Source organism: Pseudomonas sp. S2_C03 (assembly GCF_054668405.1).
Genome location: NZ_CP162766.1, coordinates 4,778,839 through 4,794,763, shown reverse-complemented (window position 1 = coordinate 4,794,763; position 15,925 = coordinate 4,778,839). Strand labels below are relative to the sequence as shown.

Here is a 15,925-nt window from a genome sequence, read left to right as displayed (position 1 = left end):
AGGTGGCGACTGCACGCAGGTTAGCGGACCGGGGTTCTCAAACCGGTGCGCCCTGAGGCGCCCTGCGTGCGGTCACCATAAAACCGCAGGCATAAAGCCTGTGCGGTGGATGCACGTGCAGTTGAAAACCACGGGCCGCTAAGCCCGACCACTGAGGTATCAGTGGCGAGTCAACGATAGAGCCCAAGACCAAGCTGCACTAGCCGGCCGATTCTGGGAGGGTCGTAGGTCACGACGCAAGGTTTTGTGGCTTTCAGGAAGTAACCTGGAGTGCTTTTAAACAGCGCTGGTAAACGGGAAAAACTTCTTACGATCAAAGCTTTCAGGTAGATGTTTCCAACGGGCGCTTGGTCAAAATCTGACATTTCGGTGCCGCCATCGTCGGAACGCCGCCCGGAGCAAGCTCGCTCCTACAGTGGAGCGGTGGCGTGCGCGGATGATGTGTTCGGCGAAAATCCCTTGTGGGAGCGGGCTTGCCCGCGATCGCGGTGCATCAGGCGCCCGCTGTGTTGGATGACACCCCGCTATCGCGAGCAAGCTCGCTCCTACAGTGGAGCGGTGGCGTGCGCGGATGATGTGTTCGGCGAAGATCCCTTGTGGGAGCGGGCTTGCTCGCGATAGCAGTGCATCAGGCGCCCGCTGTGTTGGATGACACCCCGCTATCGCGAGCAAGCTCGCTCCTACAGTTGATTGGTGGCGTGCGCGGATTGTGGTTTCGGTGAAGATCCCTGTGGGAGCGGGCTTGCCCGCGATCGCGGTGCATCAGGCGCCCGCTGTGTTGGATGACACCCCGCTATCGCGAGCAAGCTCGCTCCTACAGTGGAGCGGTGGCGTGCGCGGATGATGTGTTCGGCGAAGATCCCTTGTGGGAGCGGGCTTGCCCGCGATCGCGGTGCATCAGGCGCCCGCTGTGTTGGATGACACCCCGCTATCGCGAGCATGCTCGCTCCTACAGTGGATTGGTGGCGTGCGCGGATTGTGGTTTCGGTGAAGATCCCTGTGGGAGCGGGCTTGCCCGCGATCGCGGTGCATCAGGCGCCAGCTGTGTTGGATGACACCCCGCCATCGCGAGCAAGCTCGCTCCTACAGGGGGCATCGGTGTACGCAGGATATGTGTTCATCGCAAACACTGTAGGTGCGGGCTTCACGCCCTAACTATGTACCGCAATCACCTCCCTCCAAAGTGATGTGCTAGCCCTCCAATTCACTGGAGAGACGCTATGCCCAATCCCCCCGCTTCAGCCAGCCTGCACGGCACGTTCCTGGAGAAGTCCATTCCCGAGTGGTTGATCAACGCCAGTGCGGAACGCCGCCAGGCCCTGAAAGATCATGCCGTTGCCACACCTGACTGGTTAAAAAATGCCACACGCGAGGAGCGGGCCGCCGCAGGCGTGTCCGCGGCGGCCAGCCTTGCCGCGCAGAATTGCCTCGACAAGGTCATGTCCAGTCTGCAAACCATCGACACCTTTGCCGAGCCCTTGCTGGTCGAGGCGCTGAGAGACCAGTTCAAGGTCGAACTGGACGTCAACACCACGCTGCTCAGTCTCAAGCAACCGCTGGAGTGGGGGATATTCGGCACCGATGTCGGGACCTACGAAGTGTTGCGCTTGCCGCTGCTGCAAGCCGCCCTGCATAACTTTGAAGCGTCGGAAACCGAGCCCAACGCCTTCCACGAGTCCTCGGGGTTTGTGCAGGAAACGGCAAACGGTTTCACCCCGGTCGAGACGCCGCTGACCGTGGCCCAGTTCACGCAGTTGTGCCGCTCGCTGGACATCGGTGCGAAGTACCAGGCTTACCTCAAGGACTTCCTCAAACCCGCTGACGGTGTCGCGCTGCAAACCCTGCGCCTGCCCTTCATCGACGCCCAGAAAACCGCGATGCGCGCCGCCGCCGAACTGGCGCTGCTCAAGCAGGACATTCAACCGGCTGACTACCGAATGATTCTCTCGGTAATCGCGGGTGAAACTCATCCGTGGATGGGCGAGAAACAGGTCTGGTTCCGTGACCTGTTTTTGATGAAGCGGCGGATGATCGGCTGTGTGCTGTTCATCATCTGTGAAAAATACCGTTACCCCGATTCGCTGATCCTGTACATCCCCAACGACCCGCAGCATCCACTCAAGCGTTACACCTTCGATGAAATGCGTGCGATGTTCAAACGCCGCTTCACCACCCGCGATCCCGTGCAGACCAGGGGTGGCAGCCCCACCCCGGAGCAACGCCACTTCAGCCGGTTTGTGTCATATGCCGACCTGCCGCATTACTTCAAGACGTTCACCCAGGATGCAGCGGACGCCCCGCTGGGCCAGACGCTCAACCCTTACATCTCCATCGCCAACAAGGTGCTGCAGGGCATCAATCCGTTTTCGGGCTTCAAGCAACTGCCCGATGTCGCCGTCAATCAGGCCCCCAACAATGACCCCTTTCTCGCACCCAGCAGCCTCCCGCGCAAGGGCGAAGGCCTGTGGTCGGAGAACATGGAGCTGTGGGGGTATCTGTTCGAACAACACCGTGACAAGGTCATCGCCGATGCGCGCAGCCATGCGGTGCCGACGGCGGACGTCGATGCGCGGGTGCGTTCGGAAAAAATCGCCCATCTGTTGAACATCGGCATGCTCGTGTTGACCTCGGTGGCGATGTTCGTACCGGTCCTGGGCGAGGCGACGATGGCGGTGATGGCCGGCCAGTTGATGTCGGAGACCTTCGAGGCGTCCATCGAATGGAGCGAGGGCGACATCCAGGCTGCCAAGGCGCACCTGGTCGATGTGGCAGAGAATCTGGCCTTTATCGCCGTGGCCGGCGCTGCCGGTAAAGGCCTGGCCAAGTTGAGTGCGGTCAAGGCTGAACCGGTGATCGAGCGACTGGACGCCGTCACCCTGCCCAACGGTGAACCCCGGCTATGGCGGCCCGACCTGCGCGGCTACGAGCGCCCGGTGTCGGTGGACCGCGACGTGCCGGCCACTGAGCTGGGTCAGTTCGAATTTGACGGCAAAACCCACGTGCGACTCGATGGCCGGTTTTACCAAAAAACCTACGACACAGCGCTCAAACGCTGGCGCATCGAGCACCCGGCACAACCGCACGCCTACCGCCCGGCGCTCACACATAACGGTCGCGGCGCCTGGCGTCACGTGCATGAGCGACCATTGAGCTGGGACCGTCTGACATTGCTGCGACGCATGGGGCCGTTGACCGATCCATTCTCCGACGGGCAGTTGCTGCAGGTTGCCGATGTCAGCGGTATCAGCGACGCCGCTTTGCGCAAGATGCATCTGGACAACGCCGGGCCACCGCCCTCCTTGGTCGATGCGATGCGACTGTTCAACGCCGATCACGGCGTGGCGCAGGTCATCGAGCAGATAGAGACCCGGCGCGCCGTCGATGATCGCTACCTGTTTACCTTGCCGCTGATCGCCGAGTTGCCACGCTGGCCGGCCGGGCGGGTGTTGCAAGTGTTCGAAGGCGCCGAGTTGGCCGGGCCATCGCTCAAGTACGGTTCCGAACGGCGGATGGCTCGGGGCAAAAGAAAGACGCCGATTCGCATCAGTCGCGCGGACGTGCTCAGTGGAGAGTTGCCCGAGCGCATCCTGGCCGCTCTCGACGAGAAGGAAATCAACGACCTGCTCGGTGGCGAACCGGCCCGGGTGAAAGAAGCCAGGCCAGCAGAGTTTCGCAAGCAAATCGCCGATTTCGCCCGCACCCGTCAGCCGGCGTTGTTCGAAAGCCTCTACAAAGGCGCGGACCCGGTGGCCCCTGGCGTGGCCAAGCTGCAACGGTTATGTCCAGGGCTCAGCGAGTCGGGCGCCGTCATCGTGTTGAGCCAGGCCAACGCCGAAGAACTGATGCGTCTGGCCAACGGACACGCGCCGCTGCGCCTGCTGGAACAGGGCCGTTGGTACGCCCAACAGGGCCGGTTGAGCCGGGCTTTCGCCGGGCTGCATCTGCCAAACACGGTGTCGGCAGACAGTAAGCGTCTGGCCTTGCACACATTGGCGCAATTGCCGGGTTGGTCGGGGCGAGTGCGTCTGGAAATTCGCGAGGGCCGTATCGAAGGGCCGCTGATCGATGGTATCGGCGACCCGACGAGCGAGGTGCGCAAATACCTGGTGAAGAAAGGACCGGTCTATCAGGCCTTCAATGATCGCGGCGAAACGCTCAATGGTGTGCCTCGTGAAGGCGATAATTTTTACGCCTCGATCCTGCACGCGTTGCCCGACGATGCGCGCCAGGCCCTGGGCATTCCAGGCGTGGCGCAAAGTGCCGACCTGCGACGGGCGATCATCGACCACGCCACTGCGCATCCCGCTGAGGCGGCGCGGGCGTTGCGCGATCGATCAACGATGCGCGCCTGGTTCAGGCCACCGCAACGCATGACCAAAAAACTGTTGGGCTACCCGGCCAGCGGCCGTGCGGAAGGCGTGGACGGTGAACTGATCGCGAGGGTGCAGTCGGTGTATCCGGAGTTGTCGAATCCCGATGCGCTGAACTTTCTGCTTCAACGATGGCGACAGGGCGAGAGTCGTCAGCAGATCTGCCAGTGGCTCGACAGCCGATTGCAGGAATGGCAGAACCTGGAAGCAGCGCTCGATCATTGGGTGGCCACCGACGACCCGCAGCGCCAGCCACGTTTGCGATGGAGCAGCAAAACCGAGGTGGTGCAGGCGATCAAGGTGGCGTGGCGTAATGCGCCGTTGGTCATGGCCGATCCCACAGCCGTGTCGCGGCTTGACCTGTTGATCGATGAACCGCTGGTGGCGCTGCCGGCCGATTTTTCCCATATCCGTGAACTCGCCGTGGCGGGTGCCGGTCTGTCCAGTGCGAATATCGATGGTTTTCTGCGCGCGTTCGGCCAGGTCAACACACTGACCCTCTCGGCCGGTGCGTCGCTGCGCAGCTTGCCGACCTTGCTCGACAGCCTGTCGCAACTCACCGACCTGCGGGTGTTTTCGAGCCTGCCGCTCAGCCTGACGGACATGGCCCGGCTGGAAGACATGACCCGGCTGCAAAGCTTGCACCTGCGTGGCGTGCTGGCCTCGCCCGATACCTTTGACGTGAGCCGCTTGACCCGCCTGCGCAGCCTTTGCATCGCGCAAACGAACATGCTCGCGTTTCCCAAGGGCGTGCTTGAGTTGCCTGGCCTCGAACGGTTGGATCTTCGCGATACGAAGGTCAGCCAGTTGCCGGAGATCCTCCTGGAGGGGCGTCACGACAAGCTGTTGTCCGGCCTCTCGGTGGAGTGGTTCTGGTTCTCGCGCGAAGCGTTCAAACCGATTTATGACTACGTCAAGAATCATCCCGTACACCTCATCGATCGGGAAGAAATGGTCCGGGGTTATTGCCGGGGTCGGCTGGGGCATTTGAGCGATGCGCCCTATGCAGCCCTTCGACCATCGACGCAAACCCCGTTTGTGTTGCTGTTCGAGGCGTTTTTGCGCACATGGGAGGGGGCCCAAGCCCGATTCGATGCCGTTGAAGCCGTGCTCGATCAGCACGACGAACTCAGTCGCCAACTGGACGCCTGGCTGGCGGGGATGAAGTTCCTGGACAGCGCCGCTCTCTGGACCGAGGCGCCGACATTCAGAATCAGTTGGTACAACGGGCTGCTGCGCCGTTACGGCGTGGCGTCGTATTCCCAGGTACTGGAACTGCCCGGCATGAAGGTTGACCGCCTGCCGGCGTTTTCCACCGATGACTTCGCGCATGTGACGACGTTGTCGCTGCGCGAGCTGCAAGCTCCCCTCGAGCAAACGCGGCGCTTTCTCGGTCATTTCAGCCAGGTGGAAAACCTCGATATGGGCGGCAGTCAATTCTCCGATGTCGACGTTTCGCGGCATGGGTTGGACGTCAGCGAGCTGCGTCACCTCAAGGTCCTGAACCTGGCAGGCAGCAATCTGCAGCGTTGGCCCACCGGTGCAGGCAACCTGGCCTGGCTTGATTTGAGCCGCACACGGATCAGCGCCGTGCCCGAGGTTGTGCTGGCCGATGACTACCTGTTGTTGCGCACTCACCTTGCGGACATGCCATTGGCGCCACAAGCCCGGCAAGCGCTGAGTGCCGCTTACGCCCGGATTGAACGGACCAACGGGATCCCGCTCGGAACCCTCGACCGTTTTGCCCGCGAACCGCTGCCACGGGCATTGGTGCCCGGCGAAACAGTGGCGTCGATCATCGAGGCGCTGTTGCCATTGCCGGTTGAGGCACCGGCAGGCGAGGGGCTTGCCCAGCGTTTGCAGCGCGTCACCCCGGTGTCGGAGGACGCAGCCTTGCAAGCGCTGGAGCAGATGCGCACCCATGGGCTCAGCGATACACAGGTGGGCGAGCGCATAGACGGCTGGCACCAGAATCTGGTCGACCTGACCCGTCGGCTCAACGGTTGGATGTGTATTCGCCAGACCCAGGGCGCAGGGTGGCTGGTGTCGTCCCAAACGCGACGCGTCGCCGCGCTGCGCATTGTCGAGTGCTGGCAGCAAGGCCTTATCGGTTGGAGCGGCATCGCCGATCGCACGCTGAGTTTCGATGGTTTGCAGTTGGGCGACCTGCCCGAGTTAGCGTTGCCGCTGCCCCATGTGGACACATTGGACCTGACTGGTGTTAGGCTTTCCGCTCAGGGCTCCAATGCGTTCCTGGGGGCATTCACCCACCTGCGAAGCCTGACCCTCAGCGGCCAGAACTTGCAGGCGTTACCGCGGGCGATCGAGTCCATGGCCACACTGGAACGGCTGGCGTTGTCCGGCAACGAGTTGCTCGACCCCCGGGAAATCTACTCGGTCCTGGACCCTCTGGAGCACCTGCAATGGCTGGATCTGAGCCACAACGATTTGCCCGCGTTCAGTGTCGGGACCTTGCCGCGACTGGAGGCGTTGGACCTGCGCAACAACCTGATCACTGAGTGGCCAGAAGGCACGCTGCAATCGGTGTATCTGCGCGAGCTGAACCTGAGCGGCAACCGAATCGCTCACATTCCCGAAGAGGCGTTCAACGGGCAACATGACACGCTGATGCAGGGGACGGACCTGTCCGATAACAGTCTGTCGGGCGACAGCCTGATGCGGCTATGGGATTACGCGCTGAGTGTTCATCCCAACGCCTGGCTGGGTTATGCACCCGATGACCTGGACCTGATGCTCGATGAGTCGGGCAGCGGCAGCGAGGAAGAGATGACTGTCGAGAGCGACGTTGAAGAGGCGGGCATGTCCGTCCAGCCTGACGAAGTGATCACGCAGATCGACGCGCGACCCGAAGATCTCCAGCCTTGGCTCGAAACCCTGGAGCCGAAGGTGGCGGACAGTTACCGGTCGCTGTGGAACCGGTTGGCGGCCGAACCGGACAACGGCGCGTTTTTCCATTTGCTGAGTCTGCTGCGACTGACCCCGGAATATCGCTTGGCCCGCGCTGACCTGACCCGTCGCGTCTGGGAAGTGGCGGGGGCGGCGGGGGAGGACACCGAGTTGCGCCAGACCTTGTTCAGCCTGTCCAGCACCCATGGCACCTGCGAGGATGGACGGATCCTGACCTTCAGCGGGTTGGAGGTGAAGGTCTTTGAACGCAACGTGCTGCAAGGCATTGCGCCGGATCGTCTGGAAGAGAAAGGCGCGGCGTTGCTGCGCCTGTCCCGCCAGTTGTTTCGTCTTGCGAAGGTCGAGGAACTGGCCAGCCGAGCCACCGGCCGTCACGCCGATCCGGCGGAAGTGCGCCTTGAATATCGCTTGGGTCTGACCCGTGGCTGGCGGGACGGCCTGGAACTGCCCGGGCAGCCGAAATACATGCGGTTTGGCCGACCCATCAGCGGCACGGTGTTGCAGCAGGCGCAGGCCACCATCGAGGCCATGGAGCGGTCCGATGCGTTTTATGAAGACCTGATCAGCCGCGATTACTGGGTGCAGTATCTACGGGAAAAATACCCCGAAGCCTTCGACACTCTGGATCGCAATGCGGCCGAAAGACAGGGCCAACTGGAGGATGCTCACTCGGGGCTGGGCGACGCAGGGTACGCGGGTGCAGTGGAGATGCTCGGCATTGAGCTGAGCATTGCGCGCAATGAAAAACTGATGGAATTGTCGCGCCTGGAAACCCTGGATGAAGCAGCGGCGCCCTGACCCCGAGTCAGCGTTAACGACCATCGCGAGCCGGCGTCCGGACACCGGCAGGAGCGAGCCTGTTGAGGCGTCGCGATGGGGCCCCAGACACCCTGGAAGTTACTGCGCCCCTTGCAGCACCTTGTAGTAAAGGGCGGTTGGCTTGTAGCGACCGCTGGGGTCGCAGGCGTAATCGGGAATTTCCCCTGCACGGGTGTAGCCCAACGCCTGATAAAAGGCCTCGGCGGGGGAGCCGGCTTCGGTGTCGAGGTAGAGCATGCCGCGTTTGTATTGCAACGCGGTCTGTTCCAGCGCACTCATCAACTGCTGACCCAGGCCGCGACGGCGCGCCTGCTCACGCACCAGCAGCTTCTGCACCTCAGCACGGTTCAGCCCATTGGCTTTCTGGCACAGGGTCAGTTGCACGCTGGCCTGGACTTCTTCGTCCTTGACCACCACCCACAGCAGCACATTGCCCCTGCCCAATTGCTCCTGCACGTCATCGAAATAGGCACGCGCCTGGCTGGCATCCAGATCTGCCATGAAACCAACGCTGGCGCCATAGCCCACGGCATCGAGCAGCAGGTCGATCAAGCCCTGGCGGTAGTGCGCAAAACTTTCAACATTGACGCGGCGTAACTGGGCGGCATTCATCGAGCGTTACTCCTGGCTGGCGCAAGGGGGTTCAGCGCCAGGGTTGAGGGTCAGTTGCATGAAGGTCAGGTCCAGCCAGCGCCCGAACTTGGTGCCCACCTGTGGCATCTGCCCGGTGATCACGAACCCGACGCGCTCATGCAGGCGAATGGACGCGGCATTGCCGCTTTCGATGGCCGCGACCATCACGTGTTTGTCGCAGCCGCGCGCGCGCTCGATCAGCACGTTCATCAGTTTGGGCCCCAGGCCATTGCCGCGTTGGTCGCTGCGCACGTACACCGAGTGCTCCACGGTGTGGCGGAAACCGTCGAATGGCCGCCAATCACCGAATGAAGCGTAGCCCAGGACGCTGTTGTCGCCGGCGACAATCACCAGGATCGGATAGCCCTGGGCCTGCCGGGCGTCGAACCAGGCCTGCCGATTGCCCAGGTCGACCGCTTGTTCGTTCCAGATCGCCGTGGTGTTGAGCACGGCGTCGTTGTAAATGTCGCGGATCGCCGGCAGGTCGGCGGGGATCGCATCGCGGATGGAATATGTCATGGGCTGTCTCGAACTATCGGTTAGGCGCTGCGTGGAAAAGTCGTTATTGAAACATGCTGCGACAACGTGGCGCTTATTGCCAATCGGGTGAGGCATATGTACCGCACGACAGAGTGGCAGGAATTCCAGCATTGGCGTGTTCGCTCCCATTTCGCCGGGGCGATTCACTGACTGGATTTTTCGATGACGACACCGATAGAACACGCCGGCATGCCGGTATTACCCCCCTTGAGCCTACCTTTCACCAGCGCTGACGATGCTGCCCTGTGGGCGCATCAACAGGAACGGCGCAGCGACCGGGAATACGGTGCCCTGATATTGAAGCGTCCCGACGGCAATTTCGTCGCCACCACCCCGATTGAAGATGGCGCGGATTCCTTTGATTTCGAACGTCTGCTGCTGTTGGAACGGGCCACGCAAACCATCATTCACCCGCCGGGTTATCGGTGTGTGGGCCTTTTCCACACTCATCCCGAAAACGAGCGAGAGACTGCACGGTTGTTTCCTCATTACCGCGAGGAGCAGGTCAAGCTGCACATCACGTTGCCTTCGACGGTGGACCTTTCGCTGTCTTTCCGGCAATCGGCCGTTTTGCAGCAGCAGTACATTTCCAGCCCCTATGGCTCCCTGATTGTCTATGGCATCGACCCACAGTACGCCCGACGCAGCCCGAGCTATCGAATGGGTTCGACGCCGGAAAGCCGTGTCCGGCGAATCGTCGCCATTGGCCACTTCCGAGTGCTCGAGCCCGGTACGGTCTGGAATGGATGGCGTGGCCCGGTCACCGCCGACTGGGTGCCCTACCAAGCCGTTACGCCCTGATCCATAACCTGTTCAAATCGTCACCAGCCCGCGTACGCCTTCGGCTTCCATCTGTTCGCCGCGCCCCTGTTGCACGATTTCGCCCCGGGACATCACCAGGTACTGATCGGCCAGTTCGGCGGCAAAATCGTAGAACTGTTCCACCAGCAGGATCGCCATGTCGCCGCGCGCGGCGAGCTTCTTGATTACCGCGCCGATTTCCTTGATGACCGACGGCTGGATGCCTTCGGTGGGCTCGTCGAGGATGAGCAGTCGCGGACGACTGGCCAGGGCTCGACCGATCGCCAGTTGCTGTTGCTGACCGCCGGACAGGTCGCCGCCGCGTCGATGTTTCATTTGCAGCAGCACCGGGAAGAGTTCGTAGATGAACGCCGGGACTTCCTTCGCCTCGCTGCCGGGAAAGCGCGACAGGCCCATCAACAGGTTTTCTTCGACGGTCAGCCGACCGAAAATTTCCCGGCCCTGGGGCACGTAGGCGATGCCGGCGTGCACCCGTTGGTGCGGCTTTAGCGTGGTGATCGGCTGACCTTCCCAGTTCACCACGCCCTCCCTGGCCGGCAGCAGGCCCATCAGGCATTTGAGCAGGGTGGTCTTGCCCACCCCGTTGCGCCCGAGCAGGCAGGTGACCTCGCCGACCTTCACGTCGAACGTCAGGCCGCGCAGGATATGGCTACCGCTGTAGTATTGGTGCAGCTGTTTCACCTGTAGCATCTGAACTCCCGGGGTTGGTTTTGAGCTTGAAGCTTGCAGCTGTCCGATTCATCGGCCCAAATACACCTCAATCACCCGCTCATTTTCCTGCACCTGCTCGAGCGAGCCCTCCGCCAGCACGCTGCCCTGGTGCAACACGGTGACGTAGTCGGCAATCGAGCCGACAAAGCCCATGTCATGCTCCACCACCATCAACGAGTGCTTGCCCGCCAGGGTCTTGAACAGTTCAGCGGTGAATTCGGTTTCGGCGTCGGTCATGCCCGCCACCGGTTCGTCGAGCAGCAACAGTTGCGGGTCCTGCATGAGCAACATGCCGATCTCCAGGAACTGCTTCTGCCCGTGGGACAGCAAACCGGCAGGGCGATTGACCGAGGTGGTCAGGCGAATGGTTTCCAGCACTTCGCTGATGCGATCCCTTTGCTCGCCACTCAGGCGCGCCCGCAGGCTGGCCCACACCGACTTGTCTGTTTTTTGCGCCAGCTCCAGGTTCTCGAACACGCTCAAGGCTTCGAACACCGTGGGCTTCTGGAACTTGCGACCGATGCCGGCCTGGGCGATCTGCACTTCGCTCATCTGCGTCAGGTCCAGGGTTTCGCCAAACCACGCCTGGCCATGGCTGGGGCGGGTCTTGCCGGTGATCACGTCCATCAGCGTGGTTTTGCCCGCACCGTTGGGGCCGATGATGCAGCGCAGTTCGCCGACGCCGATGTACAGGGTCAGGTCGTTCAAGGCCTTGAAACCGTCGAAGCTGACGCTGATGTCCTCCAGGGTCAGGATGGTGCCATGGCGGGTATCCAGGCCTGGGCCGACGCGCTGGCCGAGGCCGATGGCCTCGCGGCTGCTGCCGGGGTCCTTGTTCGGTTGCGGTGGATAGAACGCCGGTTCGAGCATGAATTGCGCCGTGGCCGTGATTCTCATTGCTCACCTCGTTTCTTCAGCAGACCGATCACGCCCTTGGGCAGGTACAGGGTCACGACAATGAACAGCGCACCGAGGAAGAACAGCCAGTACTCGGGGAACGCCACGGTGAACCAGCTCTTCATCCCATTGACCACCCCAGCGCCGAGCAACGGACCGATCAGGGTGCCGCGCCCGCCGAGTGCGACCCAGACGGCCGCTTCGATGGAGTTGGTCGGCGACATCTCGCTGGGGTTGATGATGCCCACCTGCGGTACATACAGGGCGCCGGCCAGGCCGCACAAGACCGCGCTCAAGACCCAGACAAACAGCTTGAAACCGCGTGGGTCGTAGCCGCAGAACATTAGGCGATTTTCCGCATCGCGCAGGGCCGTCAGCACCCGGCCGAATTTGCTTTGCGCTAAACGCCAGCCGATGAACAGGCTCGCGATCAGCAACAGCACCGTGGCCAAAAACAGCACCGCCCGCGTCCCGGGTTCGGTGATGCCAAAACCCAGGATCGTGCGGAAATTGGTGAAGCCGTTATTGCCACCGAACCCCGTCTCGTTGCGGAAAAACAACAGCATGCCGGCGAAGGTCAGGGCCTGGGTCATGATCGAGAAGTACACACCCTTGATCCGTGAGCGGAAGGCGAAAAAACCGAACACCAGCGCCAGTAGACCCGGCGCCAGCACCACCAGGCACAGGGCCCAGAGGAAACTGCCGGTGCCGGCCCAATACCAGGGCAATTCAGTCCACGACAGGAACGTCATGAACGCCGGCAGGCCATCACCTGCCGCCTGGCGCATCAGGTACATGCCCATCGCGTAACCGCCCAGGGCGAAGAACAGGCCATGACCCAGTGACAGCAGGCCGGCATAACCCCATACGAGGTCCAGCGCCAGGGCGACGATGGCGTAGCAGAGAATCTTGCCCACCAACGTCAGTGTATAGGCGGAGACGTGCAACGCGCTGTCCGCCGGCAACAGTGACAGCAGCGGCAATGCCAGCAGCACGGCAAGGATTGCTGCGCCAACGGCGAGGGTGACTTTCGGGCCGGCCTTTTGTGCGGCCGTGAGCATCAATGGCTGGTTCATCAGTCGATCACCCTTCCCTTGAGTGCGAAGAGGCCTTGCGGACGCTTCTGGATGAACAGAATGATCAGCGCGAGGATGAGGATCTTGCCGAGCACCGCACCGATCTGCGGCTCCAGGATCTTGTTGGCGATACCCAGGCCGAAGGCGGCCAATACGCTACCGGCCAGTTGACCGACACCCCCCAGTACCACCACCAGGAACGAGTCAATGATATAGCTCTGGCCGAGGTCCGGGCCGACGTTGCCGATCTGGCTCAGGGCCACACCACCAAGGCCGGCGATGCCCGAGCCCAGGCCGAAGGCGAGCATGTCGACGCGCCCGGTGGGCACGCCACAGCAGGCGGCCATGTTGCGGTTCTGGGTGACCGCGCGCACGTTCAGGCCCAGGCGCGTTTTGTTCAACAACAGCCAGGTCAACACGACCACAAAAAGCGCGAAGGCGATGATGACCATGCGGTTGTACGGCAGCACCAGGTTGGGGAGCACTTGGACCCCGCCGGATAACCAGGCCGGGTTGGCCACTTCGACGTTCTGTGCGCCGAACAGCAGGCGCACCAGTTGAGTCAGCATCAGGCTGATGCCCCAGGTCGCCAGCAGGGTTTCCAACGGGCGCCCATAGAGATGACGAATCACCGTGCGTTCCAGCGCCATGCCGATGGCGGCGGTCACGATAAATGCCACCGGCAGCGCGATCAGCGGATAGAACTCGATGGCCTGGGGCGCGAAACGCAGGAACAGCAACTGCACGACATAGGTCGAGTACGCGCCCAACATCAGCATCTCGCCGTGGGCCATGTTGATCACCCCGAGCAGGCCGAAGGTGATTGCCAGGCCGAGTGCGGCGAGCAGCAGGATCGAACCCAGGGACATGCCGCTGAAGGCCTGGCCGAGCACCTCGCCGATCAACAGTTTACGTTTGACTTGGGCCAGGCTGGTTTCGGCGGCAGTGCGCACGCTGGCGTCCGTTTCCGCACCGGCTTGCAGCAGTCCTTCGAGACGCGTGCGCGCCAGCGGATCACCGGTTTCGCCAAGCAAGCGCACGGCTGCCAGGCGCACGGCGGGACTGGCGTCCACCAGTTGCAGGTTGGCCAGCGCAAGGCTCAGGGCGGCATGCACACCTTCGTCCCGTTCGGCTGCCAGTTGCTGGTCGAGGAATTTCAATTGCGCAGGCTTGGCACTTTTCTGCAATTGCTGGGCGGCGGCCAGACGCATTTTGGCATCGGCGGCGAGCAGTTGATGGCTGGCCAGCGCGGTGTCGATCAACCCGCGCAGACGGTTATTCAGACGCAGGGTTTTCGGCTGGCCATCGACGCTCAGTTCACCTTGTTGCAAGGCGTTGAGCAATTCGATGCGTGCCGGGTCGGGTTGTGCGGCCCAGGTATCCAGCAGCTTGACTTGCTGGGTGGGGTTGGCGGCGAGGAAGTCTTCGGTGTCGCTGGCCTGAGCGGCCATGGGCAGCAACAGCGCGAGGACGAGAAGTAAACGATGGAGGGGAATAACCATAGGTAGCCGCCTTGACACGGACTAATTGTGGGAGCGGGCTTGCTCGCGAAAGCAGTGGTTCAGTCACCATCAATGTTGCCTGACACACCGCTTTCGCGAGCAAGCCCGCTCCCACAAGGGGGAACTGTGTTGGGGCTGAGTGATGTGCTCAACCCCACATCCGGTGACTCAGTTACTCTTCACCGCATACTCCGGCTTCTTGTCGTTGCCCGGGATGAACGGGCTCCAGGGTTGTGCGCGTACCGGGCCTTCGGTCTGCCACACGACGTTGAACTGACCGTCCGCCTGGATCTCGCCGATCATCACTGGCTTGTGCAGGTGGTGATTGGTCTTGTCCATGGTCAGGGTGTAGCCGGACGGCGCGGCAAAGGTCTGGCCGGCGAGGGCTTCGCGCACTTTGTCGACGTCGGTGGATTTGGCTTTCTCGGCCGCTTGCGCCCACATGTGGATGCCCACGTAGGTGGCTTCCATCGGGTCGTTGGTCACCGCTTTGTCGGCGCCCGGCAGGTTGTGTTTCTTGGCGTAGGCCTTCCAGTCATCGACGAACTTCTTGTTCACCGGGTTCTCTACCGACTCGAAGTAGTTCCACGCCGCGAGGTTGCCCACCAGCGGCTTGGTGTCGATGCCGCGCAGTTCTTCTTCGCCCACCGAGAACGCCACCACCGGAACCTCGGTGGCCTTCAGGCCCTGGTTGGCCAGTTCCTTGTAGAACGGCACGTTGGAGTCGCCGTTGACCGTGGAGATAACCGCCGTTTTGCCGCCCGCCGAGAACTTCTTGATGTTGGCGACGATGGTTTGATAGTCGCTGTGGCCGAACGGGGTGTAGACCTCTTCGATGTCCTTGTCAGCCACCCCTTTGGAGTGCAGGAACGAGCGCAGGATCTTGTTGGTGGTGCGCGGGTAGACGTAATCGGTGCCCAGCAGGAAGTAACGCTTGGCGCCCCCGCCTTCTTCGCTCATCAAGTACTCGACGGCCGGGATCGCCTGCTGGTTCGGCGCGGCGCCGGTATAGAACACGTTTGGCGACAACTCTTCGCCTTCGTATTGCACCGGGTAGAACAGCAAGCCGTTGAGCTCTTCGAACACCGGCAACACGGATTTGCGCGACACCGACGTCCAGCAACCGAACACCACCGCCACCTTGTCCTGGGTCAGCAACTGCCGGCCCTTTTCCGCGAACAGCGGCCAATTCGACGCCGGGTCAACCACCACCGGCTCGAGCATCTTGCCGTTGACGCCGCCCTTGGCGTTGATTTCGTCGATGGTCATCAACGCCATGTCTTTCAGCGATGTTTCAGAGATCGCCATGGTCCCGGACAACGAATGCAGAATCCCCACCTTGATGGTCTCGGCGGCCTGGACCGTCCACGTCATGCCCATCGCGGCGATGCTGGCCGAAAGGGTGAAAGCCTTGATCAAACTGCGACGCTTCATTGTGCGATCTCCATGAACTAATGAATTTTTCCGGTGGCAGATGCGGACTACTTGAAGGTCTTTAGCAAGGGCTGTGCCCAAGTCCGGAGATCGCGTGCTTGAGCCGTTGCTGGCTGCGCGAGTGAGGGGGCGTGCACCACGCTGGCGCCGAATCGGCGCCTCGGTGCACACCATGCGCTGCGGTGGTGCCCGG

Annotated in this window: 9 protein-coding genes; 2 read left to right on the top strand and 7 right to left on the bottom strand. The window is 62.0% G+C overall.

The genetic code is table 11. The features are described from left to right. The first annotated feature begins 1,220 nt into the window (after positions 1 to 1,220). Complete coding sequence (locus AB4N64_RS22125; protein WP_460118508.1) at positions 1,221 to 8,096, top strand: NEL-type E3 ubiquitin ligase domain-containing protein; 6,876 nt, start codon at positions 1,221 to 1,223, stop codon at positions 8,094 to 8,096. A gap of 99 nt (positions 8,097 to 8,195) precedes the next feature. Here the strand turns inward: AB4N64_RS22125 and AB4N64_RS22120 are convergent, their stop codons facing one another. Both AB4N64_RS22120 and AB4N64_RS22115 read right to left on the bottom strand, forming a co-directional pair. After that, on the bottom strand, positions 8,196 to 8,729 hold the full coding sequence (locus tag AB4N64_RS22120) for a GNAT family N-acetyltransferase (protein WP_460118506.1): 534 nt from the start codon (positions 8,727 to 8,729) through the stop codon (positions 8,196 to 8,198). 6 nt (positions 8,730 to 8,735) lie between these two features. Continuing rightward, positions 8,736 to 9,269 carry an N-acetyltransferase family protein gene (locus tag AB4N64_RS22115; protein WP_460118504.1) on the bottom strand — a complete coding sequence of 178 codons (534 nt, stop codon included), beginning with the start codon at positions 9,267 to 9,269 and terminating at the stop codon, positions 8,736 to 8,738. 183 nt (positions 9,270 to 9,452) lie between these two features. Between AB4N64_RS22115 and AB4N64_RS22110 the strand changes: the two genes are divergently transcribed. Further along, complete coding sequence (locus tag AB4N64_RS22110) at positions 9,453 to 10,091, top strand: DUF4329 domain-containing protein (protein WP_460118503.1); 639 nt, start codon at positions 9,453 to 9,455, stop codon at positions 10,089 to 10,091. Positions 10,092 to 10,103: 12 nt separating this feature from the next. Here the strand turns inward: AB4N64_RS22110 and urtE are convergent, their stop codons facing one another. The 5 genes from urtE to urtA all read right to left on the bottom strand — a co-directional run bounded on the left by urtE (position 10,104) and on the right by urtA (position 15,732). Next, entirely contained in the window at positions 10,104 to 10,802 is a 699-nt protein-coding gene (urtE, locus tag AB4N64_RS22105; protein WP_460118501.1) for an urea ABC transporter ATP-binding subunit UrtE, read from the bottom strand. A 48-nt stretch (positions 10,803 to 10,850) separates the two neighbouring features. After that, positions 10,851 to 11,720: an urea ABC transporter ATP-binding protein UrtD gene (urtD, locus tag AB4N64_RS22100; RefSeq protein ID WP_460118500.1), complete on the bottom strand. Its 870-nt coding sequence runs from the start codon at positions 11,718 to 11,720 to the stop codon at positions 10,851 to 10,853. Next, entirely contained in the window at positions 11,717 to 12,796 is a 1,080-nt protein-coding gene (gene urtC / locus AB4N64_RS22095) for an urea ABC transporter permease subunit UrtC (protein ID WP_460118498.1), read from the bottom strand. Before urtC ends, urtD begins: the two co-directional genes overlap by 4 nt. Next, positions 12,796 to 14,298: an urea ABC transporter permease subunit UrtB gene (gene urtB / locus AB4N64_RS22090; RefSeq protein ID WP_460118496.1), complete on the bottom strand. Its 1,503-nt coding sequence runs from the start codon at positions 14,296 to 14,298 to the stop codon at positions 12,796 to 12,798. The genes urtC and urtB overlap by 1 nt, the downstream gene beginning before the upstream one ends. A gap of 168 nt (positions 14,299 to 14,466) precedes the next feature. Next, positions 14,467 to 15,732 carry an urea ABC transporter substrate-binding protein gene (gene urtA, locus AB4N64_RS22085; RefSeq protein ID WP_460118494.1) on the bottom strand — a complete coding sequence of 422 codons (1,266 nt, stop codon included), beginning with the start codon at positions 15,730 to 15,732 and terminating at the stop codon, positions 14,467 to 14,469. Positions 15,733 to 15,925 lie beyond the last annotated feature (193 nt).